General features: G+C 60.3%; 19 protein-coding genes and 2 pseudogenes. 9 read left to right on the top strand and 12 right to left on the bottom strand.

All coding sequences use genetic code 11. The features are described 5' to 3' along the window. Positions 1-153 precede the first annotated feature (153 nt). The 4 genes and pseudogenes from ONB52_21010 to ONB52_21025 all read left to right on the top strand — a co-directional run bounded on the left by ONB52_21010 (position 154) and on the right by ONB52_21025 (position 6,279). Positions 154-1,263 (top strand): annotated as a pseudogene (locus ONB52_21010) (aminopeptidase). 326 nt (positions 1,264-1,589) lie between these two features. Further along, positions 1,590-1,760 (top strand): annotated as a pseudogene (locus tag ONB52_21015) (Rdx family protein). Between the two features lie 148 nt (positions 1,761-1,908). Beyond that, complete coding sequence (locus ONB52_21020; protein ID MDZ7418614.1) at positions 1,909-2,784, top strand: class A beta-lactamase-related serine hydrolase; 876 nt, start codon at positions 1,909-1,911, stop codon at positions 2,782-2,784. Positions 2,785-2,823: 39 nt separating this feature from the next. Then, positions 2,824-6,279, top strand: coding sequence for a PAS domain S-box protein (locus ONB52_21025; protein MDZ7418615.1), 3,456 nt, complete (start codon positions 2,824-2,826; stop codon positions 6,277-6,279). Positions 6,280-6,526: 247 nt separating this feature from the next. On the opposite strand, the gene ONB52_21030 is transcribed toward ONB52_21025, so the two are convergent. The 4 genes from ONB52_21030 to ONB52_21045 form a co-directional block, all read right to left on the bottom strand. Beyond that, positions 6,527-8,104, bottom strand: coding sequence for an ATP-binding protein (locus ONB52_21030; GenBank protein MDZ7418616.1), 1,578 nt, complete (start codon positions 8,102-8,104; stop codon positions 6,527-6,529). A 141-nt stretch (positions 8,105-8,245) separates the two neighbouring features. Continuing rightward, the gene (locus ONB52_21035; GenBank protein MDZ7418617.1) at positions 8,246-9,166 is read right to left on the bottom strand and encodes a DUF58 domain-containing protein; all 921 of its coding nucleotides are present in this window, start codon (positions 9,164-9,166) and stop codon (positions 8,246-8,248) included. A gap of 73 nt (positions 9,167-9,239) precedes the next feature. Continuing rightward, the gene (locus tag ONB52_21040) at positions 9,240-10,232 is read right to left on the bottom strand and encodes a MoxR family ATPase (GenBank protein MDZ7418618.1); all 993 of its coding nucleotides are present in this window, start codon (positions 10,230-10,232) and stop codon (positions 9,240-9,242) included. Positions 10,233-10,572: 340 nt separating this feature from the next. Next, the gene (locus tag ONB52_21045; protein MDZ7418619.1) at positions 10,573-11,091 is read right to left on the bottom strand and encodes a hypothetical protein; all 519 of its coding nucleotides are present in this window, start codon (positions 11,089-11,091) and stop codon (positions 10,573-10,575) included. A gap of 213 nt (positions 11,092-11,304) precedes the next feature. On the opposite strand from ONB52_21045, the gene ONB52_21050 reads away from it, so the two are divergent. The 3 genes from ONB52_21050 to ONB52_21060 all read left to right on the top strand — a co-directional run bounded on the left by ONB52_21050 (position 11,305) and on the right by ONB52_21060 (position 14,599). Next, complete coding sequence (locus ONB52_21050; protein MDZ7418620.1) at positions 11,305-12,681, top strand: cystathionine beta-synthase; 1,377 nt, start codon at positions 11,305-11,307, stop codon at positions 12,679-12,681. 127 nt (positions 12,682-12,808) lie between these two features. Then, on the top strand, positions 12,809-13,759 hold the full coding sequence (locus tag ONB52_21055; protein ID MDZ7418621.1) for a DUF4249 domain-containing protein: 951 nt from the start codon (positions 12,809-12,811) through the stop codon (positions 13,757-13,759). A 429-nt stretch (positions 13,760-14,188) separates the two neighbouring features. After that, complete coding sequence (locus tag ONB52_21060; protein ID MDZ7418622.1) at positions 14,189-14,599, top strand: YkgJ family cysteine cluster protein; 411 nt, start codon at positions 14,189-14,191, stop codon at positions 14,597-14,599. 129 nt (positions 14,600-14,728) lie between these two features. Here the strand turns inward: ONB52_21060 and ONB52_21065 are convergent, their stop codons facing one another. From ONB52_21065 to ONB52_21075, 3 genes are all read right to left on the bottom strand, one after another. Beyond that, the gene (locus ONB52_21065) at positions 14,729-16,126 is read right to left on the bottom strand and encodes a M20/M25/M40 family metallo-hydrolase (GenBank protein ID MDZ7418623.1); all 1,398 of its coding nucleotides are present in this window, start codon (positions 16,124-16,126) and stop codon (positions 14,729-14,731) included. Between the two features lie 260 nt (positions 16,127-16,386). Continuing rightward, positions 16,387-17,037, bottom strand: a complete 651-nt coding sequence (locus ONB52_21070; protein ID MDZ7418624.1) for an SH3 domain-containing protein — start codon at positions 17,035-17,037, stop codon at positions 16,387-16,389. Between the two features lie 483 nt (positions 17,038-17,520). Further along, a complete protein-coding gene (locus ONB52_21075; GenBank protein MDZ7418625.1) occupies positions 17,521-17,802 on the bottom strand; it encodes a hypothetical protein in 282 nt (93 codons plus the stop codon). Positions 17,803-17,815: 13 nt separating this feature from the next. Between ONB52_21075 and ONB52_21080 the strand changes: the two genes are divergently transcribed. Further along, positions 17,816-18,148 carry a hypothetical protein gene (locus ONB52_21080; GenBank protein MDZ7418626.1) on the top strand — a complete coding sequence of 111 codons (333 nt, stop codon included), beginning with the start codon at positions 17,816-17,818 and terminating at the stop codon, positions 18,146-18,148. 337 nt (positions 18,149-18,485) lie between these two features. Here the strand turns inward: ONB52_21080 and ONB52_21085 are convergent, their stop codons facing one another. From ONB52_21085 to mtaB, 4 genes are all read right to left on the bottom strand, one after another. Then, entirely contained in the window at positions 18,486-19,643 is a 1,158-nt protein-coding gene (locus ONB52_21085) for a class I SAM-dependent RNA methyltransferase (GenBank protein ID MDZ7418627.1), read from the bottom strand. A 507-nt stretch (positions 19,644-20,150) separates the two neighbouring features. Next, the gene (locus tag ONB52_21090; protein MDZ7418628.1) at positions 20,151-20,309 is read right to left on the bottom strand and encodes a hypothetical protein; all 159 of its coding nucleotides are present in this window, start codon (positions 20,307-20,309) and stop codon (positions 20,151-20,153) included. 8 nt (positions 20,310-20,317) lie between these two features. Further along, positions 20,318-22,078 carry a mechanosensitive ion channel family protein gene (locus ONB52_21095; GenBank protein ID MDZ7418629.1) on the bottom strand — a complete coding sequence of 587 codons (1,761 nt, stop codon included), beginning with the start codon at positions 22,076-22,078 and terminating at the stop codon, positions 20,318-20,320. Between the two features lie 92 nt (positions 22,079-22,170). Beyond that, positions 22,171-23,484, bottom strand: a complete 1,314-nt coding sequence (gene mtaB / locus ONB52_21100) for a tRNA (N(6)-L-threonylcarbamoyladenosine(37)-C(2))-methylthiotransferase MtaB (GenBank protein MDZ7418630.1) — start codon at positions 23,482-23,484, stop codon at positions 22,171-22,173. A gap of 433 nt (positions 23,485-23,917) precedes the next feature. Here mtaB and ONB52_21105 point away from each other — a divergent pair, with 433 nt between their 5' ends. Continuing rightward, positions 23,918-24,511 carry a DUF2179 domain-containing protein gene (locus ONB52_21105; GenBank protein ID MDZ7418631.1) on the top strand — a complete coding sequence of 198 codons (594 nt, stop codon included), beginning with the start codon at positions 23,918-23,920 and terminating at the stop codon, positions 24,509-24,511. A 20-nt stretch (positions 24,512-24,531) separates the two neighbouring features. Here the strand turns inward: ONB52_21105 and corA are convergent, their stop codons facing one another. Beyond that, positions 24,532-25,614, bottom strand: coding sequence for a magnesium/cobalt transporter CorA (corA, locus tag ONB52_21110; protein MDZ7418632.1), 1,083 nt, complete (start codon positions 25,612-25,614; stop codon positions 24,532-24,534). Positions 25,615-25,618 lie beyond the last annotated feature (4 nt).

Genomic DNA, 25,618 nt, shown 5'->3' on the forward strand with positions numbered 1-25,618 from the left:
ATTGGCCAGTCGCAAGCAGGCAACGACCAGACCGGTTGTTGACAATCGGGCAATCATTTAATATATTTGCCGGTCGTTCTGCCAGATGCCACTAATTCAATGAACACGGCATTGCGCGACTGGCATCACGAACTTCAACATTGGCGGAATGCTATGAAAGATCCAAGACTAGCACGGTTGGCGGAGGTTCTCACGCGTCACTCCACCCGCCTCCAGAAGGGGGAGCGGGTTTTGATCGAAGCCTATGATGTTCCGGAGATATTCGTCAACGAATTGATTGCCGCGGCGGTGCAATGCGGCGCGCTGCCGATTGTCGAGACCAGGCACAATCAGGTGTTGCGGCAGATGTATCGCAAATACGGCGAAGACGCCTTCAAGCTGCTGGGCGACATTGAGAAGTACCGCATGGCCAAGATGGATGCCTACATCGGCGTGCGCGGCAGTCACAACATCTGCGAGATGTCCGACGTGCCGGTGCTCAACATGCGGCATTTGCAGCGCCACATCCTGCAGCCGGTGCATCACGACATTCGCCTGAAAACCAAGTGGGTGGTGTTGCGCTATCCCAATGCCGCCATGGCGCAGCAGGCCGGTATGAGCACGGAAGCCTTTGAAGATTTCTACTTCGAAGTGTGCACCATGGACTACGGCCGCATGTCGCATGCCATGCAGGCGCTCAAGGAATTCATGGAACGCTGCGACCGCGTGCGCATCGTTGGGCCCGGCACCGATTTGGAATTCAGTATCAAGGGCATGCCGGCCGTACCCTGCGGTGGGGAGTACAACATCCCGGACGGCGAGTGTTTCACCGCGCCGGTGCGGGATTCGGTCAACGGCCGTATTCGCTTCAATACACCGACGATCTATCAGGGCGTGACCTTCTCCGACATCGAATTCACCTTCGAGAACGGCAGGATCGTCAAAGCCTCGGCCGACAAAACCGCCCGCCTCAATGAGATTCTCGACACCGACGAAGGCGCGCGTTACCTCGGCGAGTTTTCCCTGGGCTTCAATCCCTACATCACCAGGCCAATGCTCGACATTCTCTTTGACGAGAAGATTGCCGGCTCCTTCCATCTCACCCCTGGCAACGCCTACGAGCATGCCGACAACGGCAATCGCAGTCAGGTGCATTGGGATTTGGTGATGATCCAGACGCCCGAGTACGGTGGCGGCCAGATTTACTTCGATGATGTCCTCGTGCGCCGCGACGGCAAATTCGTAATCCCGGAACTGCTGGCGCTCAATCCCGAAAATCTGATCGGCAACGGCAAAACCGCCCGGACGCGCGTCACCGATGAAGAACCGCTGGAAGAAGTGTACGTCTGAAGTGTGCCTCCGCTCTGTAACGCGGTGACCTGATAGCGGCTCTTATTCCTGCTCTTTCTCATACTCATACTCAAATCCCGACACTTGAAAGCGAGCGTGGGTATGAGAAAGAGTAGGAGTAGGAGTAGGAGTAGGAGTAAGAGTAAGAGTAAGGAGGAGGAAGTCGGAGCGATGGATGAACACCGCCATCTTTTGTGAGGAATGATGGAGAGATGAAAGTCACCATTGAATACTGCGTGCAGTGAAACTACTGGCCGCAGGCCTCCAGTTTGGAGCGCGAGATCAAAGCCCATTTTCCCGAGGCGGTTGTCGAGTTGATCGAAGGCAGCCGTGGTATTTTTGATGTGAAGAAGGACGGCCGTTTGATTTACTCGAAATATGCCACCGGTCGCTTTCCCCAAGGCCATGAAATTCTCGCATTGCTGAAGTGAATCGCGTCCCGCTGCCGGTTCCCGGCCGGAACCGGGGCGGGACATTTCTTTTCCGCCCATGCCGTCCTCATTGCGATTGGCCGTACTCATTGTCCTGTGCGCCGGGAAATGGGCATGCATCGCCCAGCCCGGCACCAAGCCGACTCTCATGCCCACCCCACCTGCTTCCGACGTGCTCGCCGGACTCGACCGTTCTCTCCAGCATCTCAGCGACAGTCTGCAGGCGAAAATCGGCGTGGCTTTTCGTGACCTGGAGACCGGCCGCGAGTATTGCTTCAACGAAAAGACCATGCTGCATGCGGCCAGTACGATGAAAGTGGCGGTGATGATCGAAGTCTTCCGTCAGGCGGAGGCGGGAAGATTTCAACTGAGCGATTCGCTCCCTGTCCGCAATCAGTTCATCAGCATTGTCGACGGCTCGCCCTACAGTCTGGAGTTGGAGGAAGACAGCGATGACTCCGTCTACGCCGCGCTCGGCGGCAAAATGCCCATCCTGGAACTGGTTCGCCACATGATTACGCTGAGCAGCAATCTCGCCACCAATCTGCTGATCGAACTGGTGCGTGCCGACAGCGTCATGCACACGCTGCATCGCCTCGGCATTCATGAGCTGCAGGTGCTGCGCGGCGTGGAAGACCGCAAGGCGTATGAGCGCGGCCTGAACAATCGCACCAACGCCCGCGCGCTCATGCTTTGCCTGCAGGCAATCGCCGAGGGACGCGCCGCCAGCCCCGCCGGCTGTCAGGCGATGATCGCGATTATGCGCGAGCAAAAATTCCGGCAAAACATTCCCGCGGGTGTGCCGCCGGGCTTCTGGGTGGCCAACAAAACCGGATCGATTACCGCCATCGATCATGATTGCGCCATCATCGGAAGGGATAATCGCAACCCCGTGGTGCTTGCCATCCTCACGCATGGGATTGCCACACACCAACAAGCCAGTGAAACCATTGCCGGCATCACCCGGCTGCTTTTCGACAAGCTCGTGCCGTCCATTGCCTCGAACCGGCCGCCGGCACAGTGACCACAATCCTCCTGTCATCCTGATCGTGCCAGGTTGCTTATGAAAATCCAGGTGATTGTCCCCCTGCTCGCCGTGCTCGCGCTGCTGCTGTGCGGCCGCAGTGCTGCACAGCGGCTGCAGATTCATACCTACGGCACCGCCCAGGGGCTGCCGCAAAGTGAAATCATGGAAATCTATCAGGATCGGCAGGGCTATGTTTGGTTCGGCACTTATGAAAATGGTGTGGCGCGCTATGACGGCAGCCATATGAAACATTTTTCCGTCGAAACGGGGCTGGCACACGCCTCGGTGCGCGCGATCGTGCAGGACCGCTGGAGCAATGTCTGGATCGCCACGGAAAAAGGTCTCTCCTGCCTCACGCCCGCGGAAACCATCTTCAACTTCACCACTGCTGAAGGCCTGCCCTCCGACCAAATCTTCAGTCTGCGCGAAGATGAGCAAGGTCATCTCTGGATCGGCACCGGCAACGGGCTGTGCCGCACGACCGTGCCCAATCTAATCACTCCGGCATCCAGGCCCCACCGGCCGGAATTGACTTTCGTCACGTATCCCTTCGCGGTGACCGGCGCCGACACGGCGGTGCGATCCCTCGCGCTCGCGCCTGACCGCCAGCTTTGGGCCGGCACGGGTGGAGGCCTCTACCGGCTGCAGGGGGAGCATTTGGTGGAGGTGCCGGAAGCGGCGACGCTGAAAATTTTTCTTGTGCGCGAACTGCTGTTCACACGTGACAGCACGCTGTGGATCGGAACCAACAGCGGCCTCTACCGGCTGAAGCATTCCCGCCTCCAATCCCTCGACGTGCCACTGCGGGATCAAAACATTTATGCCCTGGCAGCGGATCACGATGGCCATTTGTGGATCGGCACGCGTTCGGGCTTGAGCAAATTCGACGGCCGCAACCTGGTGCATTATGACACCCGCCACGGCCTGCCCAACAGCTTCGTGCGCAGTCTGCTGGTCGATTATGAGAACAACATCTGGGTCGGCACCATTGGGGCCGGTGCCGGCAAAATTTTCGGATGGAACATCCAGAACTACACCCGTGAAGTGGGTCTGCCGGGCAATGTCGTCTACAGCTTCCTGGAAGACCCCCGGGGCCGCGTGTGGATCGGCACCGCCGGCGGTGGACTGGCCATCGTGGCCGGCGACTCCATCACCGTCATTGACGCCCGCACGGTGCTGCCGGACAATTTTGTACACGGCCTGGCACAGTCGCCCAACGGCGATATTTGGCTGGCCACCAATGGCGGGGCGGTGCGCTGGCGCAACGGAACCTGGCGCACTTTTACGCAGCGCGAGGGGCTGCCCATTCTCAATCTGCGCCAGGTGTTTTGCAGCGCAACTGGCGAGGTTTGGTTCAGCACGGCGGGCGGTGGCGCAGTGCGTTATCACAACGAACGGTTCGAATCCTTCACCACTGTGCAGGGGCTGCCGCACAACTCGGTTGCACAAATTCATCGCGATCGCCGCGGCCGCTTGTGGATGGCAACCGACGCCGGCCTGTTCATGCTTTCGGCCGACGGCCGGCCGCATGTATTTGACCGTTTCGAAAATCTGGTTGCGCCCACCATTTATTGTATTTGCGAAGATCATACCGGCGCGCTGTGGTTCGGCACGCGTTTCGGCGGCGCGCTGCACTATGACAACGAGGTCTTCAAAGTCATCGACGCCCGCGACGGCCTGCCGAGCCGAACCATCTATTTCATTGCGGAAGACCGCCAGCAGCGCCTGTGGTTCGGGACCAACGACGGCGTCGCCTACCGGCATGACTCCACCTTCTCCTACCTCAATGCCGCCCTCGGGCTGGCCGACAATGAATGCAACACCCGCGCCGTCCTGCTCGACCGCCAGGGCTGGATGTGGTTCGGCACCATTGCCGGTGCCTCACGCGTGAACGTGTCCGCCGTGCCCTTTCGTTCCGTGCCGCCGCGCGTGGACATTCTCACGCTCGACCGGCAGGGCAAACTGTTTCATCGCTTCGATCAGGTGGCCATGCGCTCCAGCGAAGCCAACGTCCTGAATTTCAGGCTGGGCACACTTTCCTTCATCAATGAGGCTGCCAATCGCAATTTCGTGATGCTGGAAGGGTTCGACCGTGAATGGAAGAACCTGGGTGCCGCGCGCGAGATTCGCTATACCAACCTGGCCCCGAAATCATACCGGCTGCTGGTGCGCGGCCAGAACGCCCTCGGCCTCGCCTCCGCCGACACCGCCCGCTTCGCTTTCGAGGTCGAGCCGGAATTTTATCAAACCCCGGCCTTCTTCACCGGCTGTGCCGTCCTCCTTGCGGGCTTGATCTATGGCGGCTTCCGTTTGCGCGTCCACCAGGTGCGCGCGCGCGAACGCGAGCTGGAGCAGGCCGTGGCCGAGAAAACCACCCGCCTGCAGGAGACCCACTCCTTTCTTGCCACCGTCAAGGAATCGCTGCCCATTGGCTTGCTGGTTTTGGATGCCCGCGGTCTGGTTGTCGAAGTCAATCGTGCGGCGCAGGAATTGTTCGGTTTGACCGCCGAGGAAATGCGCGGCCGCGAACTGCATGCCCTGCTCGCCAGCCCACTGCTCAAACGGGACGCGGTGTGGGAGATGCTCACCACGCAAAAAGCCGATATCGAACTCATGGGGCTGCACCAAAGCGGCAAGCGGTTTGTCTGCGAAGTGCATTCCGATCATGTCAATGACAGCGCCGGCCGCCTGCTGTTTCTCATCCTGACCTGCGAAAACATCGATGAGCACAAGGAGCTGGAGGCCAAGGTCATTGAGAATGAAAAGCAGCTCGCCATGATCGACTTGATGGCCGGCATGAGCGATGTGCTCAACAACAAGCTCGCCGGCATCCAGGGCTACCTCGACGTGTTGAAAACCGAGCTGGCCCAGCTCGCCAATGCCGAATCGGCGCGCGCCATCGCCTGGGTGCAGGCCGCGATTCACGACATGAGCAAAGTCTTCCGCCAGTTGATCGACTGCAGCGCCTATTTCGTCAAGCAGCCGGTGGTGATCACTGATTTGCGCCAGGAATTGCACGGCCTGGTGCAGCGCTGGAGCGACAAAATCGCCTTCCGCCTGCCGGCCATGCCGGACCCCCTGCCGGTGGCGGTCATCTCCAAATTCCGCACTGCGCTCGACGAAGCCGTCTTGAATTCCATTGAAGCCGAAGCCACGCAAATCACCATCGCCATCGAGCCTCTGCACGCCGCTGCCCGTCTCCGGCTGCTGCTGACCGACAACGGCCGTGGCATTCCACTGGAAGACCTCAACAAGGTGTTTCTGCCGTTTTTCAAAACCAAGGGCGCGCCACACTCCGGTCTGGGTTTGTGGAAGCTCTACCAGGTCATCAAACAATGCGGCGGTGCCGCCGAGGTGGTGGCGCTGCCCAACGGCGGCACACAGTTGCGCCTGACGCTGCCGTTACAGACTTCAGGAGACAGTGGTGCAATGCCGGCTGCCGGACGGATGATGATGACGGAGGGGCGCTGGGGTGGGGAGAGAACGGCGTGAGTATGAGCATTGCGGCTGGAATGCCAGCCCGCTTTTTTGCCATTTTTCGATCATGGCTGCCGGCTGTTTTGCCCGCAACCGTCCGGCCTCTCTAAAAACAGGCCGCATTCCACAAAAAGTCTGCTCTGCCTTTTCATTCTGATCGCCGGGTTGGCACCTCTTTCCCGCGCGCGTTTTGCCTCGTTTGTTCAACCAGGTGGCCCGATCCGCCTGCCGTCATGTCCGTTGCTCCGGCCAGGCCGCGGGTTTAAAGCACGATGGTGAAGGTCGTTCCCTTTCCTGCCGCGCTCTCCACAGTGATCGTTCCGCCGTGTTCTTCAACGATGCGTTTGACCATCGTCAGACCCAGGCCGCTGCCGCCGCGCTTGGTGCTGAAATTGGGTTCGAAGATTTTTTCCAGCATGTCCGGTGGCAGCCCGGGACCCTGATCCGCAATGATCAGGCGGACTTTGTCGCCGGCGCGCTGCGTGCGGAGGGTAATCGTGCCGCCGGGTGTGAAGCCCGCCTCCAGCGCATTCTTGATCAAATTGTTCAGCAGGCGTTTGATTTGCTCACGGTCGAACGGCCGCGGCGGGATATCCGGTTCCAGCTCGGTTTTGATCTGCCTTTCCCCGCCCGCACCCTGAAACAAACGCGCCGTCAGTTGAACCACCTCATTCAAATTGCCCGGCTGCAGATCGGCCTTGGGCAAACGCGCGAATTCGGAGAATTCCTCGGCGAGATGGCGCAGGCTCGCCAGCTCTTCCGCGATGCTCTGAAACGATTCCTGCACGGCCGGCTGCGCGGCTGTGGATTCATCCAGGCGCTGGCGCACGCGATACAAGGCAAGCTGAATGGGTGTCAGGGGATTTTTGATTTCATGCGCCACCTGCCGCGCCACTTCCCGCCAGGCTGCCAGCCGCTCGCTGATCACCAGTCTCTCCCGGCTCGCACGCAATTCGCTGATCATATGGTTGAACGAGTCGACGAGCTGGCGAATTTCATCTTTTGCCGAAGTCGCCGCCTGCACTTGCAAATTGCCGCGCGCCACCTGCAAACTGGCCTGGGTGAGCTGCTCGAGCGGCCGGCTGAGGCGTTGCGACAGCAGCCGGGCGCTGGCAATGGAAAGCAAAGCCAGCAGCAAAATCGCCGCGACCGCCCCGCCCCAGATCAGCTCGTCGTGCAGGGCACGCTCCTTGATCAACGACAGGGAATTGTACACGCCTATGGCCTGTGTCAAACGAACTTTCGCAGCGGCGATCTCCGGCGCCACCGCATAACCCACCAGCACCATTTCCCTTTCGCCGCGCGGCAGCCACACCCGGCAATGACCGCGCAGCCCGCTGCTGTCCCGGGAAGTGCTCTCCAACTCGCTGTCCCTTTGCCCCCACGCCTCGGTCAGACGCTCCCCGTCAAAATGCAAGCCCTGCTGGTACGCTGCTTCCTCCCGGCCCACAGCCTGCACGAGTTGCACTGTCTCGCCTTCCTTGCGCCAAACCAGGAAATAATCGAACCCCCATTTGTGCAGCAGGGCGGGCGTGATGGAATCGCCCTGCACGGCCTGCACAAAATTCCCGGCATGGCTCTCGAGTTGCTGTTTCATCGCCTGCACGGCCTGCAGCATGGTGGCCTCCACCTCCGGCACCAGCAACATTTCGATGGTGCTGGTCGTCAGGGTGCTCGCGACAAACAACAACGGCACGCTCGGCCCGATCGCAAACAACAGAAACAAGGCGGTGAGGCGGACTTGAAAGCGTGAACGCCGGGTGGGATGCCACCACCGGTAGGCGAGATAACCCGCGAGTAGAAAAAGAATGATTGCCAGCCAGAGGAAGAAGAAAGTCATGCTGAAGGTCCGATGCTGGATGCCTGCGCCTGGATGCCGGCCGCCAATTCCCCAACTCCGCGCCCCGTTGACGGGCTGTCGGCCAGCCGGCGGTTGTCAGGCAGTATGTGCCAGTCACGAACTATGACCTGCCCCCACCACCTACCCCAGGTGTTTGCGCTTCAGCAGGTAGGCCATCAAGCCCTGATCGAAAGTGGTGGTGGTGTCGAGCAGGGTGTAGTCGATGCGATTCTCCCGGCATTGGCGCTTGAACCAGGCGAGATACTCGTCGATTTCCTTCTGCACCGCTGCACGGATATGCAGCGGCTGGGTGGGCAGTCGCAGGCCGGACTCCACATCTTCGAAGATGGCGTCCTCGCGAAAGTCGAAGCGATAGTCGCGCCGGTCGAGCACCTGGAATGCCAGCACCTCATGGTGGCGATGGCGGAAATGCTTCAGGCCGGTGAGAATCTGTTTGGGTTCGTGTTCGAGATCGTGCGGCAGGAAATCCGAGAGGACAATTACCAAGCCGCGGCGTTTGATGCGCTCGGCGACGTGATGCAGTGAGCCGGCCCAATCGGCATGGCCGTCCGGCCGGACGTTTTCCAGCGCGCTCAGCAGCCGGGTGAGGTAGCTCATCACCGCGCGCGGGGGCAAATGGCAGGTGATTTTTTGATTGAACAACGTCAGGCCCACGGCATCGCGCTGATGCAGCATGAGATAGCTCAGCGCAGCGGCAAGATAACTGGCATATTGAAATTTGCTCACCCCGCCGCCGGCTGCCAGTCCCATGGAAGCCGACTGGTCCACCACCAGATAACTTTTGAGGTTGGTCTCCTCTTCGAATTGTTTGACATAGAAACGGTCGGTCTTGCCGTAGACCTTCCAGTCAAGATGGCGGATTTCATCGCCCGGCATGTATTGTCGGTGCTCGGCAAACTCGACGCTGAAGCCGTGATAGGGGCTGCGATGCAGGCCGGTGAGAAAGCCCTCCACCACCAGGCGCGCGCGCAGATGCATATTCTTCAGCCGCGAGATGGTGGTGGCCTCGAGATATTTTTTGTACAGTGGTTCGCTTGCCATGATCGGGATGCCGGTTGCGGTGGGCCGGGGGCTGCCGGCCGGCACAAGCGCCGGCAGGGGCAGCGTGGGGCAATCAGCGGCCGTTCTTGATCAAGTCGTCGATGATTTGCACGGTGGTGACGCCCTCGGCCTCCGCGGCGAAATTGGTAACCAGACGATGGCGCAACACCGGCCGCGCCACGGCACGGATGTCGTCGATATCGGGAGTCGGGCGGCCGTCGAGAAGCGCGCGTGTTTTCGCACCCAGCACGAGATATTGCGAGGCGCGCGGCCCGGCACCCCAACTGATCCAGTCACGAATGAATTTCGGCGCGCCGTTGTGATGGGGCCGCGTTTGCCGCGTCAAAGTGACGGCATAATCCACGACATTGTCAGCCACCGGCACCTCGCGCACCAGCCGCTGCAGCGCCAGGATTTTTTCGGCATCGAGAATTTCACGCAGGTCGGCGACCCGGCTGCCGGTGGTGGTCTTCACGATCAGCTTCTCCTCCTCGTAGCTGGGGTAATCCACCCACAGATTGAACATGAAACGGTCGAGCTGCGCCTCGGGCAGGGGATAGGTGCCCTCCTGCTCGATGGGATTTTGTGTCGCCAAAACGAAAAAAGGCTCCGGCAGTTTGTGGGTTTGCCCGGCTGCCGTGACTTCATGCTCCTGCATGGCCTGCAGCAGCGCTGCCTGGGTTTTGGGCGGGGTGCGGTTGATCTCGTCGGCGAGCACGATGTTCGCGAACACCGGGCCGTGCACGAAGCGAAACGCCTTGCGGCCGGTGCTGACATCCTCCTCGATGATTTCCGTGCCGGTGATGTCGGAGGGCATCAAATCCGGGGTGAATTGAATCCGGTTGAATTTGAGCTCGAGCACGCGCGCCAGCGTGCTGATGAGAAGGGTTTTGGCCAGGCCGGGAACGCCGACCAGCAAACAGTGACCGTTCGCCAGCAGCGCGATCAACAACTGCTCGATCACTTCCTGCTGGCCGACGATGACCTTGCTGACTTCGGCAACGATGGCCTGGTACGCCTGTTTGACTTCCTCAATAATGGCGAGATCCTGCGAACTTCTGCTCATGAAGGTGAAACTCCTGCTATTGAAAACGGTGAGTGTGCGATGGTCATGCCGCGTCGGCAGGGGCGGTTCCCGCCGCCGCGACAGGCGCTATGATAACCAATCACCTGCCGAAATGCAACGGTTAATTCCCGCCTGCCTCAAGGTGTGCGGGGACGTGGCACAGACCTCTTGTTCAATGCTGCGCCTGAGAATAGCCTGAGCATAAATTCCCAGGCGCAAAGTTGAAACCGGCTGAAGGCGGCGGCCTGCCAATCGGGTGAGAAGTCGGCCTTGGCCAACTCGAGCTTTGCGCCTGCGATTTCAATTGCAGGCGGTGAAGGCAAGACGACCCATGCAAAATTCAGATGCTGACTTTTTCGCCGCGATAAAATCCAAAAGCCAAAACGCGCAAGGACGCGAAGCCACAGGGGGTTCGCAAAGAATAACCGTTCCGCCACAGTCTGATCGTGGCTTTCTCCTGCGATCCTGCGGATGCTCTCGGCAGGCATGCCATGGCCAAGCCGTGACAGATCCCTGAATTTTGCATGCTGGCTTGTTGTTGCCCGGAGGAAATGGTGTGTTCACATAACTCCGGAGACATGGGAATCACGCGTGTCTTTAAAGCCCCTTGGGAGTGGCCTGTAGAATTTCTCATGATCTGGCGCGGTTTTTCGAGCAGGGCCAGGCAGGTTACTCCTGAGGGAGTTTTGGGAAATGAAAGAAGCAGCTTCACTAAAAACAGTTCACTCCTGCCGGAGTCGCGCGCACATTTGCCTGCAAAATTTTTTATGCACCATCCCCTGGGTGGTTGCGTGTCGCGATCAAATCGGCGTTGCCCGCTGATGAGATCAATCAGGGTGCACAATTCAGGTCGTGACATTGGACATCCGGTCCGCAGTCCGGGAAATCTGCGCGATGCCACACGTTACTGATGGATTAGCGCCTGCCGGCGGGAAAAAGGCAACGACAGGCTTGCTTCTTGCCGGCGATTTTCCTATCATCGCACGTTTTTTGACGGGCCCGCCACCGGTCTTGAACAACCAACCCGCACGGTTTCGCCCGGCGCACCCTGAATCCGCAACGTGAGGACGACATGCTTTTCGACAACATCCTGCAGGTCGTGGGCAAAACGCCCATGGTGAGGCTGAATCGCGTCGGCGCGCAGTTGGCGTGCCGCCTCTATGCCAAATGTGAGTTTCTCAATCCCGGCGGCTCGCTGAAAGACCGCATCGGCCGCAGCATGGTGGAGGCGGCCGAGGCCGAAGGCCGCATCAAACCGGGCGACACCCTGATCGAGCCGACCAGCGGCAACACCGGCATCGGCATCGCCCTGGCAGGCGCGGTGCGCGGGTATCGCGTTATCATCACCATGCCCGAGAAAATGAGCCGGGAAAAGCAGGTCGTGCTCGAAGCCTTGGGCGCTGAGATCATTCGCACGCCCACTGAAGCCGCCTATGACTCGCCGGAGAGCCACATCAGCGTGGCGCGGCGGCTGCAATCCGAATTGCCCAACGCCCACATCCTCGATCAATATTCCAATCCCAACAATCCGCGCGTGCACTATCAGGAAACTGCACAGGAAATTCTCGATGACCTGGACGGCAGGGTCGACATGGTGGTGATGGGCGCCGGCACCGGCGGCTCGATTACCGGCGTGGCCAGGCGCATCAAGGAGGTCTGCCCGCACTGTCTCATCATCGGCGCCGATCCGGTGGGTTCCATTCTCGGCGGTGGCACCGAGGTCGGCACCTACAAGGTCGAAGGCATCGGCTATGATTTCATCCCCGCCGTGCTCGAACGCGAGCTGGTGGACGAGTGGGTGAAGACCACGGATCGGCATTCGTTTCTACTGGCGCGGCGGCTGATCCGCGAAGAAGGCCTGCTGGTGGGCGGCTCAAGCGGCGCGGTGTTGTACGCGGCTTTGCAAAAGGCGCCGAAACTCAAAGCCGGCCAGAATTGCGTGGTGGTGCTGCCCGATGGCGTGCGCAACTACATGACGAAATTCGTCGACAACAAGTGGATGCGCGACAACGGCTTCTTTGAATCCCCTGCGCTCACCGGCAAAGTCGGGGATCTCCTGGCACAACACGGCCCGCGGCCGGCACTGATTTGTGCGGAAGATGTGCAAACGCTGCGGGAGGTGGTGGCGGTCATGCGTCAGCAGGGCATCTCGCAGTTGCCGGTCACCTCCGGCGGCGTGCTGGTCGGCATGATTTCCGAAAGCGATCTCATGGAATTCCTGGCCTCGGGCGCCGGCGATGCCAATGCCCTTGTTTCCCGCTGCATGAACCGGCAGGTGGCGGTGGTGGGACCGCACACGCCGCTGGCCACGCTGCAGGAATCCCTGCGGCAGAGCAATGCCGTGGTGGTGGTGGACAACGCACGCAAGCCGCTGAGCATCCTGACCCGTATCGATTTGTTGGATTATCTTGCCCGCACCAGCGGAGAGGATGAACCTGTCCGGCATTGAACCGTGGCCGGGCGCAAAGACCTGACGCTGTGAAGCGCGCGCAGCCGCAATGGCAATCCTGTCCCTGCGGCACGCTGCGCTGCGGGAAGTGTGGGCAATCTGGTCTGTGGTAATGAGGAACAAGAAAATGCAATTTCCGCCGGCCGCCTCTCTGCTCCTGCTGGTGATGGCGGCGTTTCTGTTGGCATGCAGTGAGCAACCCACCGAACCGGTCTTCGCAGAGAAGCTGGTGGTCAACGGGTTTCTGCGCCTGGGAGGCGGGGTGGACAGCATTGTCGTAAGCCGGACGGTTGCCATCGAAGAAAGATTCGATGTCGCGCACTCCCGCGTGCGCGGTGCCCTGGTGCGGTTGCGAAGGCAAAATGACCGCTGGTTCACGCTGCGGGAGCGGCACACCGCGGCGGGTGACAGCGTTTCCCTCCCCGGCGTGTATTTCCTGCCGCCCGAATCTTTGCAGGTGGAAAGCGGCCAGACTTATGAATTGCAGGTGACGGCACTGGGCCAAACCGTGACGGCGCAGACAACGGTGCCGCCGCAAATCAGTCTGCTCGAAGCGAACCGCGGCCTGCGCTATGGTGACCGGCCGTTGCTCGCCAGCGGCGACACCGTCGAGTATGTTTCCGGCAAGAGCTTCGCGGATGCGCCGCTCTTCAGCCTGTTCTGGCCGCCGTTGCCGGGGGTGAGCCTTTACCGCGTGATTGCGGATGCCGACAATAATGACTTCCGCAACCTGATTCGCGACACCACCACCGCGGCCAACATTTTCAAAGGGGATTTGCAGCAGCGCAAGGAACCGTTCGGCTTCAATATCGCGTTCACACCGGATTACAATCCCATGCGCGCCCGCATTTCCTGGCTGTATTTCAACTACTACGGCTGGCACACCATTCGGCTGCTGGCGATGGATGAAGCCTACGCGCGTTACATGCAGGGGCAGCTCGATGACGGTGCGCAGCGTGAGATGCCGAAGAGCAACATCGTGGGTGGTTACGGGATTTTGGCTTCGTATTCGGAAGTAAAGCTGCGTGTCTACCTCAAAAAGGGGCCGCGTTCGGAGCCGGGTGCGCTGTCACCGTGATTTGCTGAAGCTGCCTCCTGCAAAGTCCTGTCGCGCGGCCTGTCCCGACGAAATCGAGTCGCCGCCCGGGGTCGTGCGCCCCGCACTCTGGAATTCATATCATCGTCATCCCGGCGGACAGGAAACCTCCTCCGAAGCCGGAACACCCGCGAACATCACGGCAAACTTTTTTTGCGGGAGAAACGGGGGCCCTCAGACAGGCTGTGGCCTTTCGTGCAACACCGGCAGGCCGGATCCTGTCATTCCGTTATCCACCCGAAGCAAGCGGAGCAATTTTCTGCAACGCCGAGCGTCGCGAATACGAGCGGCCGTGGTAATCCCGCAATAACGTGGGAGTGGCGCCGGCATCCCTGTTTGCAGCGACAAGAAGTCTGCGCGGCATCGCCCCACGTAATTGTGGCATTGCCTGCCATACTCCCGGAGCAAAACATGTCTGCTGAATTTTATCAGAACGGTCTGCGTTTTGAATGCCAGCCCCAATGTGGCGCCTGTTGCAGCCAGCCGGGCGAAGTGTATGTCAATGGGGAGGAGGCGCACCGCCTGGCCACACATCTGCGGCTGCCGGCGCCGCAATTTCGCAAACGCTATTTGCGCCGTGTGCACGGCCGCTACAGTCTGCGCGATCGCGAGGCCGGCGGCTGCATTTTTCTGGGGGAGGATTTGAAGTGCACGGTTTACGATGCCCGGCCCAACCAATGCCGCACCTACCCCTTTTGGCCGCATCTGCTGGCGAGCCGGCTTGCGTGGGAATGGGAAAGCCTGAAATGTCCCGGCATCGGCAAGGGCGGCATTATCCCCGCCAGCCAGATCAAAAAACTGCTGCACGCGGACTCGCCATGATCGTCGGGCCGGCGGCACAATCGAATGTGAGCCTCAGCAGGCTGGGGCCCCGGGTTCTCTCCAGGGGTTTGCTGTCCCGGTGGTCAAACTGATGAAGCCCGCGCACGCGGAGGCGATGCCGCCGCCAGCTCACAACTCCTCGGAAAGCAGGTAGGCCATGATCGCCATCGCGGCGGCGCCCAATTCCAGCTCGCGTGGATTCACCTTGTCGATGGTGTCGTTGTCGGAATGATGATAATCGAAATAGCGCTGGGATTCCGGAATCAAACCAAGGCCGGGAACACCGGTTTTGACCAGCGGTGAAATATCGGCGCCGCTGCCGCCGCGAAACAGGTGGTCCGCCCGCAGGGGCGCAAAAACTTCGCGCCACGACAGGATGCGCTGCGTGGTGCTGGAGTCCGCCTCGATGGAAAAGCCGCGGGGCGCAAAACCGCCGCGATCCGATTCGATGGCCGCCACATGTTTGATCTTCTTCTCGACCGCCACGCGTGCGTATTCCTGAGCGCCGCGCAGCCCGTTTTCCTCATTCATGAACATCACCGCGCGAATCGTGCGTTTCGGCCGGAAGCCGAGTTGTTTGAGCAGCCGCACCGCCTCGATCGCCTGCACACACCCGGCGCCGTCATCGTGCGCGCCCGTGCCCTTGTCCCAACTGTCGAGATGGCCGCCCAGCACGATGATTTCCTCCGGCTGCTCGACGCCGCGCAATTCACCCATCACATTGGCGGAGGGCACATCCGGCTGCGTTTCACAAGTAAGCCGCAGCCGCACGGTTACGCTGCGCTCATGCGCCAGCAGTCGGCTGAGCAAATCGGCCGCGGCCGTGCTGAGCGCCGCCACGGGGATTGCTGGCACGCCCGCTTCATAGTGGGTGTTGCCGGTGTGTGGCACGTCATCGTTCGCGGTGGTGAGCGAGCGCACCAGGGCGGCCACGCCGCCGGCTTTCGCGGCCTCCACTGCGCCGCGGCTGCGTTGATTCACTGCGCCGCCATAACCGGCAAATGTGTCGAGGAGAGTGGGATCCATCGGCCGGTTGAAGAAGATGATCCTGCCCGCGGCCTTCCTGCCCAGCGCCCGCAGCTCCTCGAATGATTTGACCTCCACCACTTCGGCCACCACCCCCATCGCAGGGGTGGCAATGCTGCTGCCCAGTGCACACACGGCCAGCGGCACGGTGCCATGGCTGGGCGAGTTGATGATCGCAGCCTCCTCGACCGGCCCGCGAACCCAGCGCGGCACCATCACCGGCTGCAACCGTACATTTTCAAAGCCGTACCGTTCCATCATTTGGCGGGTCAACTCCACCGCGGCGGCAGCCTGCGGTGAGCCGCTCAAGCGCGGCCCGATTCTGGTCAGTTCCACCAACATGGCGTAAGCCCGGCCCTCGCGCAGCGCGGCGGAGAGAATCTGTTGGGTCACCGCCTGGTACGCGTTGACCGGACGGGCATTTTCTTGTTGTGCACACAGCGAACCGGCCGCAAACCAAACCACCAGGCCGGCGCCGCAAACAATCATTCGAACAGGCATGAGTGCTTCCTTTCCGGAAAAGTCGCGGTTCGAAAAGACTCCGTCTCTGCCGGGGCTTCCTGCCACTGCTTTCACAATGCGGAATACCGGCAATTAAAGGAACTTCTCGTGAAAAGCAACTCCCTGCCCGTTGTCCGACAGGCGTTCCCCGGACAACCACTGGAGGATGTGGCACCACAAGCTGCCGGCGGAAGATGGTGGCGACCCGAAGCCGCGCCTCTTGTGATTTATCTCCATCCCCGCGGTCAGCGGTTTCGCCGTCACAGCCTCGACCAGGCAAGGCGGCGTGTGAACCCGGCCAGGAATTCGAGGTAATGCGTCACCCCGGGCTGGTTAAAGGCCGTGCACCGGCGCATCTCTGCGCGCAGCCAGTGATTGCCGCCCAACCGGCGCTGCACGCCCATGCCGTAGCTGATTGTCAAAGCCGTAGACGGGCGAGTGACACTCGCCTCCCGCGCCGTGGAACGAAGCACGCCGGCGCCGACGAGCAGCACCGCCTCGCCGCCCAATGCAAGCGGCTGAAGAGAGCGGGCTTTCATGTGCAGCAAATAGAACGATGTCGCCTTGCCCGCCGCATATTGCAGCGTTGCTTCGCTCTCCAGTCGCGCCAGGCTGCGATAAGAGAGGCTCACCGCGCCCGTGAGTCCGCTGCCGAATTTTCCAAACTGCAAGGAGACGCCGCCTTCCACGGGCGGCATCGGTGCCGTGACTGGCACCGGTGGCCGGGGCCTTTTCCCCCGCTCTGCGGTCTCGCCGAGAAACATCCAGCCCTTGTGATCGTCGCGCGTCACAAGCTGCAACCACAAACCGCGGTTTTGCAGAATGTGCACCGTGTCACCGGCCGACAACGTGACGATGCGGCGGCTGGTGATGCTGGGCATCTCGTAAAGCGTGGTTGCGGGATCGCGCATCACCGCCGGCTGGGCTTGCAACGGACCCGGGCTGCCGCACCATAACGCCAGTCCCAAACCGACAGCCAGAAGCCGGCTCCTCCTGCAAGTTTCCCCGCGGGCACACCCGTGCCCCGATCGCATTGGCAACATATCCGCCTCCTGCCGCAGTGTACAAAGAATATCATTGTGGCGGGATTATCAGCCACGAGTGAGGAGAGAATGATGGCAGTGTTCGCCCGAGAATGCCTCATGCCCGGTTGAGCCGGGAATGCCGCACTCCGGTCGTGGAGAAAACTTCGGTTGCCAGCAACGACCCGGCCGTTGCAGCAGCAATCGTGCATTCGTTCGTGATGTGGGACGAACACTGTTCAGACGATCAACCCGCCCAGACCATTACCGTTCAAGCAGTGATTTGCAGAAATCCCCGGCGGGGAGATGACGGCCTGCAAAAGGCGGAAGCGGAATGCAATCGCCGCAGAGGGGAGGCGTAATCGCGACGGGTCAAATCGCATCGCACATTATAACCTCTGCCGGTAAAAAGTGCTTTGCAGCAATGCCCGCTGCGTCAAGGACGGCATGAGCAAAAGGGGGGCGGACTGGCGCTGCCGCAACGAGTGGCAGGCTGTATCCCAATGCTGCCAACTTTTCGGAAAGGCAAGCCAATTGCGGGCAAAACAATTCAAAAGCAATGACAGAAAAATGAATGGCAAAAATATGCGGGCGGGTTTTCATCAAAAACTCTCTTGGTCGCTCTGGCAAGAAATCTGAATATCTTTCTGCCATACATCTTCCTGTCATGACTTTCTTGAAAAAGTTGGTGCCTGAATTTTGCACCCAGATTGATCTCCTCCGCGAGAGATGCTGTTTTGATCGCGACAGCCAACCACCCAAGGGGTGGTACATAAAAAATTTTGCGGACAACGTTGCTGTCAACTCCGGCAGGAGTCAACTGTTTTTAGCGAAGCGGCATCTCGCATTTCCCCAAACTCCGTCAGGAGTGACCTGCCTGGCCCTCCTTGAAAAAACCGCGCCAGATCATGGGAAATTTGACAGACCACTTCTGACGGAGTTGAAAGCCATGCAGGATGCCCATGTCGACAAACAGTTCACTCCTGACGGAGTTTTGTGAACACACCATTTCTTCCGGGCAACAGCAAGCCAGCAGGCAAAATTCAGGGAGTGACATGGGGCTGTCATCCTGCAAGGTTGTTTTGCAGGCTTGGGCAACCATGTCGGGTAATCGGGGCTCGTCCGAAATCGTCACGGATCTGGCAATACCTGTTCCTGCAACGGCCCGGCCGAAGCCGCAAAATTCCCGCGGTTTTTCCGGTCGGGCTTGGCGAAACCCCGGCTCAGCCGAGGGGGGAAGGTTTTCAGACAGGCATCAACTCACAGGATTTCTTTGAATGCTCAAGCCCCGTGGAGGCGAAATGCAGCCGGGAGGGCGGGAACATTTGTGCCGTCTCTCACCTCCGCCAGCGCGGCTTGCTGCCTTCATACAATTCGAATTCCAACAACCGGCATTCAATCGCGCCATTGAAAAACGGCAGCCGGCGCCTGGGCCGCAAGCCGATCCGCTTCGCCAATTCGAGATTGCCGGTGAACACATAACCGGTGTAGCCTGCGCCTTTCTGTTTGAACCAGTCACCGATGGCAGGATAGACGGCCTGCAACTCCGGCAGTCGTCCCAGCCGCTCGCCGTACTCGGGATTGAGCATGATTACCCCGCCACCAGCCGGCACCGGCGTTGCGGCAAAGTCGCAAACTGCGAATTCAATCAAATGATCGACGCCGGCAGTTTTGGCGTTCTGTCGCGCGGCAGCCACGGCCCGGGGATCGTGATCGGTCGCGATAATTTTGGCTGGGAGAGTCTTTTGCATTCCCGCTTTCGCTTCCGCCAGCAACGCCTGCCACGCCGCCGGCGCGAAGCTGCGCAGATGCATGAACCCGAAATTGTCGCGCAGCAAACCCGGCGGCCGGCCGAGACTCAGCCATGCCGCTTCGATCGCCAGCGTCCCGCTGCCGCACATCGGATTGATAAAATGGCCCTCGCCCCGCCAGCCGGTGGCCAAAATCGTGGCTGCCGCCAAAGTTTCCTGCATCGGTGCCTGCAGCGGAATTTTGCGGTAGCCGCGTTTCGCCAGCGATTCGCCGGAAGTGTCGAGGTAGAGGCTGGCTTCGCTTTCTTTCCAGTACAGAAAAACCACGGCGCCCCGGCGCCGGGGCCCGGAATCCGGCCGCCGGCCAATCGTGCGCTTGAGACGGTCGACAATCGCATCCTTGCATTTGAGATTGGCGAAGCGCGTGTCTTTGATGGTGTCGTTGTGCACCGCCGAGGTGATGCTGAGCGGGCTGCCGGCCTCGAGGTAATTTTCCCACGGCAGGCGCACGAGGTTGCCGTACAACTCTGCGGGGGTGCGGCAGCGGAAATCTTGCAGCAGGAACAAGACGCGGTGGCCGGTGCGCAGCCAGAGATTCAGGCGCATGGTGTCGTGCAACGTGCCGCTGGTTTCCACCGCCGCTTCTTTCTGCGCCAGCACAGGGAAACCCAGCGTGCGGATTTCATCCGCCAAAATCGGGGGAATGGCTTTGGGACAGGTGACGAGAATGCGGCTGGTTTGCATGGGAGGGAAGGGCTGCGAGTAAGCGGATCAGGCCGTCAGGCACTCCAAGCCAAAACGCAATTTTAAAAGATTCTTGACCACAAACCAAACGCTTGCGCCGTGCCGTTTCAAAATCAAGGGAGTCCTTCCCGGCGGTCTTCGCGTCCCGGGGTGAGCTTTTGCAGGGAATGGCGCGGCCGTGCGCAGCCAGCGTGACAGGATCCCTGCTGGATGGCGGCAGTGGTTGATGGTTCGCGCACAACAACCGTGTGCCAATCGAGCTTCCTGCTGCCCGAATCCGCGGCAGACTTCGGGGCAAATGATGAAGGATGAAGCCATGCAATCATCACTGCCTGGGTTCCCCTGTGTTGGGGTGGCATCTGACACTATTGGCGGCCGCGAGTGTGCGGCTTTGCACGTTCTGCCGCTTCCCGCCATTCGCACGGATGGCGGGTCTCGGAGAGACGGGCTGGCAGCGCAGTGAGCCCGGCTGGTGTGAGGTTGCCGCGCAGCCGCACCGGCGCCTGTTCACTGCCAATTCCAAATACTCAAAATCACAAATGCAAGCAGCGCGAACAGATAGAGCATGAGCTTGGCTGCCGGTCGCGCCTTCCGGCTGGGATTCAGCCACCAGAGCAGCAGCAATCCCGCCAGCAGCAGGAGTTGAAAGAGGCTGCGATTGGTCATGATCCTGCTCAGCTCCATTCCTCATCGGAAAGGGTTTGCGGTTTGGGCAAATTGAGCAGCGTCTGGGCGGTGAAGTCAACGGGGATGCCGTTGTCCTGCAGCCGTGGTGCTGAGGGTTGTGAATATTCGCCGCCGGGCCCGAAGCCTTGTACGATTTTTGCCAACTCGGCTTCGGAGAGCTGTTTGCCGACGACGCGCGGCTGGCGCGCGTAAAAACTGTCGATGTGCAGCGTTTGCGTGGGAAAGGCGAATTCCACGCCCACGGCCGCCGCCAGCCGCAAAATTTCCATGAAGAAGTTGTGTTTCTCGCGCAGCTCTTCGCTGATGCTGCCGACTTTGAGAAAGCACACCACCAGCACGTTGAGCGAATGGGCGCCGAATTCGTTGAAGTAGACTTCATAGGCGTCCTTGCGCATGCAGGGATTGGCGGCGATGATCGCGCGGATGCCTTCGACAAACGCCTGCATCTGCAGCGGGGTCGTGCTGTAGGTCAATCCCAAAAGCAGGCGGATGCGGCGATAGTTGCGCAGACCCAGATTGTCGATCTGCACATCGGCGAGTTTGGCGTTGGGCATGGTCACCACGGAATTCTCCGGCGTGCGCAGTCGCGTGGAGCGGAACCCCACCTCCTCCACCGTACCTTCCGCACCATCGATCCGAATGAAATCGCCGACTTGAAACGGTTTGTCGAGAAAGATCATCACCGAGCCGAAGAAATTGGCGAGCGTGTTCTGCGCCGCCAAAGCGATGGCCAAACCGCCGAGGCCGAGACCGGCCACGATCGAGCCGATGGAGTAGCCGTAGCTCTGAATGACGGTGATGACGCCGAGCAGCAGTGCCAGCAACTTCAGTACCTTGCTGAGGATCGGGATCAACTGATCATCGAGCTTGCTGGCGGTTTTCCGGGTGATCCGGGCGAGGTAGGTGGAAAAGGCATCGATGAGATTGAATATCTGCCAGATGATGGCGGCCGCCGCCAGCAACTGCAGCATCACGCTCAGGAAAAGATTGGCGCGCAGGGGGAGCTGCAAATTGGAATAGGTGAGGGAGAAGAAGCCGATCATCAGCAGAAAGCTGAGCGGTCGCAGCAGACTGCGCAACTGTGCCGGCTCCCACTGCCACTGCTCCCGCGCGATCAGCCGGCCGGCGAGGCGGTTGATCAACCACGCAAAGATCCTGCGCAAAAAGATGCCGGTGAACAACAGCAGCACGAAGCCGGCAGCCTGCCAAATCGCAATGCCCAGGAAGGAATAGAAGAATGGTGCGGGCAAAAGGCGCTGCACCTCCTCCAGCCAGGCGGAATAAGTCTGACGGTAGAGCCGGGGGATTTCCTGCAAGGTTTCCGGCGCGAACAGCCACTCGTCACCGACTTTGATGAGATAAACCTGCGGCAGTTTGTCGGGGAAAAGTGTGTATTCCGCCTGGCCGCTGCGGGGGTCGCGATGATTGGCACTGTCGGGAATGCTTTCCAGTCGCACGAGCAGGGCACGGCCATCGAGCACGCGTTTGAGCTGGCGTGCGAGCGTTTGCTGTTTGGCAGCGTTGCGGGTCGGGTCGAGCGTGAAAGCCTCCGCCGCGATGGCATAATCGATGCCGGGCGGGTTTTGCCACTCCAGAAAATTTTGGAGGGTTTGGCGCGGGGTCGCCAGCCGCTGTTTGCGCAGTGAAGCCTGGCGCAGCGAATCAACTGCATCCGGCTGGGCGGCGAGCGGTGCCGCCGCTGCCAGTCCGAGACCGGCCAGCAGCAGGCAGGCAAGCGTTTTTCTCATACTCGTCCTCTGGCAATCTGTTCATGTGTTTTTTTCGTGGGGTGGGAAAAAACGGGGCCCCGTTGAGCGGGCGTTGTGCCGGTTTGCCGGGCTCAGGCTTGCGATACGATCGTGCCCTGTGCCCGTCCTCCTTGCACACTCTCCAGCCGCACGCGCACCAGTTCATTCTCCGCCAGAGGCGCACCATTGACCTGCACTTTGATGTAATTGTCCGAGAAGCCGACCCAACCGCCGCTGTCGGACTGTTCCTCCAGCAGCACGCGCAGTTCGCGGCCGAGGAAGCGGCGGTAGAAAGCCATTTTCTTCGCCTCGGAGATTTCATGCAGCCACTGGCTGCGTTCCTTTTTCACGGCGGCGGGAACCTGACCGGGTTGGCGGGCGGCGGCGGTGCCGGCCCGGCTGGAAAAGGTGAAGACATGCGCATAAGCCAGCGGCGAGTTTTGCAGCAAATCACAACTCGCGCGAAAGGCGGCTTCGCTCTCGCCAGGAAAGCCGACCATGAGATCCGTGGAAATCATGGCGTCCGGCACGCGGCGCTGCACACCGGCGAGCAACGCCTCGAACTCGGCGCGGGTGTAGAGGCGCTTCATCGCCGCCAGCACACCATCATCGCCGCTTTGCACCGGCACGTGCAGATGCGGGCACAGGATTTTGGACGCCGCCATCAGCTCGAGCAACTCCTCCGGAATGGTGGTGGGCTCGATGCTGCTGATGCGCAGGCGCGCGAGGCCGGGAAGCGCCAGCAGCATTTTGACCACGTCCAGAAAGGTTTTGCCGGCGAAGGAGTAGGTGCCGAGGTTGACGCCGGTGAGCACCAGTTCCTTGTGGCCGGCGGCGATGAGATCGACAGCCTCACGGCGAAGGTCATCGAAGGCGCGCGAGCGGGCGCGGCCGCGGGCAAAGGGAATGATGCAGAAGCTGCACATGAAATCACAGCCATCCTGGATTTTCAAATTGGCGCGCGTGGTGGGCGCGGGCAGGCCGGTGCCCGCGATGGTGAAGGGCGCGCGCCCCGGGCGCGGCCGCACCACCTGCGGGGTTGTGCGTTTCACCGGATCCACGATCAGGTCGGCGAGATTGAGCTTTTCCTGGGTGCCAACGATCAGGTCGATGCCGGGGATGCGTTGCAGCGCCTCGGCCGCCACCTGGGCATAGCAGCCGACCACCGCCACGAAGGTGTCCGGGTTGCGGCGCAGCACCTGCTTCACGAGCTGGCGGCATTTGCGATCGGCATGTTCGGTGACTGTGCAGGAATTGATCACGCACACCTCGCAGGGCTCGTCGCCCGAGACGATTTCATAGCCCTGCAAACGAAAGCGATTTGACAACAGCGCGGTCTCCGCCTGGTTGAGACGGCAGCCGAGCGTGTGAAAGGAGGCACGTAGTTTGGCAGGCTTCAATTGCATCACAGCCCGTATTTTTTTCCTGATTTTGCCGGTTTCCCCGGCCGGCGCCTGGGGGTCACTTTGCTCTGCCAGTTGCGGAAGCACAGCCGTGAGTGCGGCCTGCTCCCGCGTTCAAGCAGGCCATGACGATACGGAAAGGGGGCTTGAAATTCAAGTAGTTTGTCCAGTGCCTTGTGATCTCTCGTAAGACATGTGGAGTGGCGCAGGCATCTCTGCCCAATGGTGCCAATTTGGGCCGGGTAAAGACGCGGGCATGCGAGCAAAGCCGCCGGGAAAACCGTGGCCCGTGGCCGCGCCGCAGGCAGCCCGGCCGGCAAGTTCAAACTTGCGCTTGCACGCCATCTTTTTTTGAGCTTATTTGCCCCTGCGAGGCACGCGCGAGCGTCACGCACGACTGGAAATCCCCAGGCTTGGAATCAAGGAGAGAGACAAAATGGATTCTGCCGCTGTGCTGCAGTCAGAGTTGTTCCAGTGGGTGATTTTGCCGGCGTTGATTTTCAGCGCACGGGTGGTGGATGTTTCGATCGGCACGCTGCGCATCATGTTTCTGGCACGCAGCCGCAGGGTGCTGGCGCCGATCCTGGGATTTTTCGAAGTGATGATCTGGCTGCTCGCCATCAGCCAGATTTTCAAACACCTCGACAATTTCATGTGCTATCTCGCCTATGGCGGTGGCTTCGCCATGGGCAGTTTCGTGGGCATTTACATCGAGGACAAGCTGGCGCTCGGCATGCAGGTGGTGCGCATCATCACCCGCAAGGATGCCTCCGCGCTGATTGCTCATCTCAAAGAAGCGGGCTATGGCCTGACGGTGTTGAACGGCGAGGGGGTGACGGGCCCGGTGAAGGTGATTTTCACCGTGATTCAGCGCAAGCGCCTGCCCGAATTGAGTGAGATCATTCAACGGTTCAATCCCGGCGCGTTCATTTCCATTGAGGATGTCCGGCTGGCCGCGGAAGCCAGGTTTCCCCCCTATCCGGAGGAGAAAACAGTTCTGAATCGCAATGCTGCGGTGAAAAAAACGTGAAGCCGGGCCGGGGTGCCCGTTCAGAACCAGCCCCTTTTCTTGAAGAAATAGAGCATCGCCCCGCCGATGGCTGCCATCACCAGCCAGACGGCGGGATAGCCCCAGTACCAATTCAACTCGGGCATGTTCCACGGGCTGGCGGCGGGGTTGAAGTTCATGCCGTACACGCCGGCGAGGAAGGTGAGCGGAATGAAGATGGTGGAGATGATGGTGAGCACTTTGATGACCTCATTCATCTTGTGACTGAGGCTGGAGAGGTAAAGGTCCATCATGCTGGCGGCGACATCGCGGTAGCTTTCGGTCGTTTCGATCACCCGCACGGTGTGATCATAGACATCGCGCAGGAAAACGAGGGTGGCGTCCCTGATCAGGGGGGACTCGATGCGGGTCAGCTCGCTGATGACTTCGCGCAGCGGCCAGGTGGATCGACGCAGGAAGAGCAACTCGCGTTTGAGGTGGTAAATCGCGCGCAGCGTGTTTTTGCTGGGCTGCTCGATCAGCTCGTCTTCCACGGCATCGATGCGTTCGCCGAGCCGGTCGAGCGCCAGAAAGTAGTTGTCGACGACGGCGTCGAGCAGGCGATAGAGCAGATAATCCGTGCCGCAGCGCCGCACCTGGCTGCCGGTGGTGCGGATGCGTTCGCGCAGCGGGTCGAAGACATCCTCGAAGGCCTCCTCGAAGGAGAGCAGATAGTTCGAAGTCATCCAAATGCTCACCTGCTGCCCGGTGATGCCGCCGGCCGATTCATCATACTTCAGGAGTTTCAGCACGATGAAGAGATGGTCGCCGTGTTCATCCAGCTTGGGGCGCTGCGCCGTGTTGGCAATATCCTCCAGCGCGAGGGGGTGGATCTTGAAATGATGGCCCAACTTTTCCAGCAGGCGGACGTCATGCAGACCGGTGATGTTGATCCAGCTTGTGGGGGGATTGGTGCGGCAGGGGTAAATCTCCTCGAGGTTTTCGACCTGGCGCTCTTGATAGCGTTCGGAATTGTAGACAAACAGCGTGATCACCGGCCGGTCGACTTTTTTTTCGCCCACGTGCACCAGGGTGCCGGGCGAGGCGCCGGCTTTTTTTTGCGCTCTGCGGTTGCGCCGCGACATGATG

It is taken from the genome of candidate division KSB1 bacterium, from assembly GCA_034506255.1.
Classification (GTDB): domain Bacteria; phylum Zhuqueibacterota; class Zhuqueibacteria; order Zhuqueibacterales; family Zhuqueibacteraceae; genus Coneutiohabitans; species Coneutiohabitans thermophilus.

What these genes read in the sequence shown, in the direction of transcription:
- ONB52_21020 (MDZ7418614.1), top strand. Translation starts at nt 1,909, where the DNA reads ATGCCCACCCCACCTGCTTCCGACGTGCTCGCCGGACTCGACCGTTCT.
- ONB52_21025 (MDZ7418615.1), top strand. Translation starts at nt 2,824, where the DNA reads ATGAAAATCCAGGTGATTGTCCCCCTGCTCGCCGTGCTCGCGCTGCTG.
- ONB52_21030 (MDZ7418616.1), bottom strand. Translation starts at nt 8,104, where the DNA reads ATGACTTTCTTCTTCCTCTGGCTGGCAATCATTCTTTTTCTACTCGCG.
- ONB52_21035 (MDZ7418617.1), bottom strand. Translation starts at nt 9,166, where the DNA reads ATGGCAAGCGAACCACTGTACAAAAAATATCTCGAGGCCACCACCATC.
- ONB52_21040 (MDZ7418618.1), bottom strand. Translation starts at nt 10,232, where the DNA reads ATGAGCAGAAGTTCGCAGGATCTCGCCATTATTGAGGAAGTCAAACAG.
- ONB52_21045 (MDZ7418619.1), bottom strand. Translation starts at nt 11,091, where the DNA reads ATGTCACGACCTGAATTGTGCACCCTGATTGATCTCATCAGCGGGCAA.
- ONB52_21050 (MDZ7418620.1), top strand. Translation starts at nt 11,305, where the DNA reads ATGCTTTTCGACAACATCCTGCAGGTCGTGGGCAAAACGCCCATGGTG.
- ONB52_21055 (MDZ7418621.1), top strand. Translation starts at nt 12,809, where the DNA reads ATGCAATTTCCGCCGGCCGCCTCTCTGCTCCTGCTGGTGATGGCGGCG.
- ONB52_21060 (MDZ7418622.1), top strand. Translation starts at nt 14,189, where the DNA reads ATGTCTGCTGAATTTTATCAGAACGGTCTGCGTTTTGAATGCCAGCCC.
- ONB52_21065 (MDZ7418623.1), bottom strand. Translation starts at nt 16,126, where the DNA reads ATGCCTGTTCGAATGATTGTTTGCGGCGCCGGCCTGGTGGTTTGGTTT.
- ONB52_21070 (MDZ7418624.1), bottom strand. Translation starts at nt 17,037, where the DNA reads ATGCGCGATCCCGCAACCACGCTTTACGAGATGCCCAGCATCACCAGC.
- ONB52_21075 (MDZ7418625.1), bottom strand. Translation starts at nt 17,802, where the DNA reads ATGGCAGAAAGATATTCAGATTTCTTGCCAGAGCGACCAAGAGAGTTT.
- ONB52_21080 (MDZ7418626.1), top strand. Translation starts at nt 17,816, where the DNA reads ATGACTTTCTTGAAAAAGTTGGTGCCTGAATTTTGCACCCAGATTGAT.
- ONB52_21085 (MDZ7418627.1), bottom strand. Translation starts at nt 19,643, where the DNA reads ATGCAAACCAGCCGCATTCTCGTCACCTGTCCCAAAGCCATTCCCCCG.
- ONB52_21090 (MDZ7418628.1), bottom strand. Translation starts at nt 20,309, where the DNA reads ATGACCAATCGCAGCCTCTTTCAACTCCTGCTGCTGGCGGGATTGCTG.
- ONB52_21095 (MDZ7418629.1), bottom strand. Translation starts at nt 22,078, where the DNA reads ATGAGAAAAACGCTTGCCTGCCTGCTGCTGGCCGGTCTCGGACTGGCA.
- mtaB (MDZ7418630.1), bottom strand. Translation starts at nt 23,484, where the DNA reads ATGCAATTGAAGCCTGCCAAACTACGTGCCTCCTTTCACACGCTCGGC.
- ONB52_21105 (MDZ7418631.1), top strand. Translation starts at nt 23,918, where the DNA reads ATGGATTCTGCCGCTGTGCTGCAGTCAGAGTTGTTCCAGTGGGTGATT.
- corA (MDZ7418632.1), bottom strand. Translation starts at nt 25,614, where the DNA reads ATGTCGCGGCGCAACCGCAGAGCGCAAAAAAAAGCCGGCGCCTCGCCC.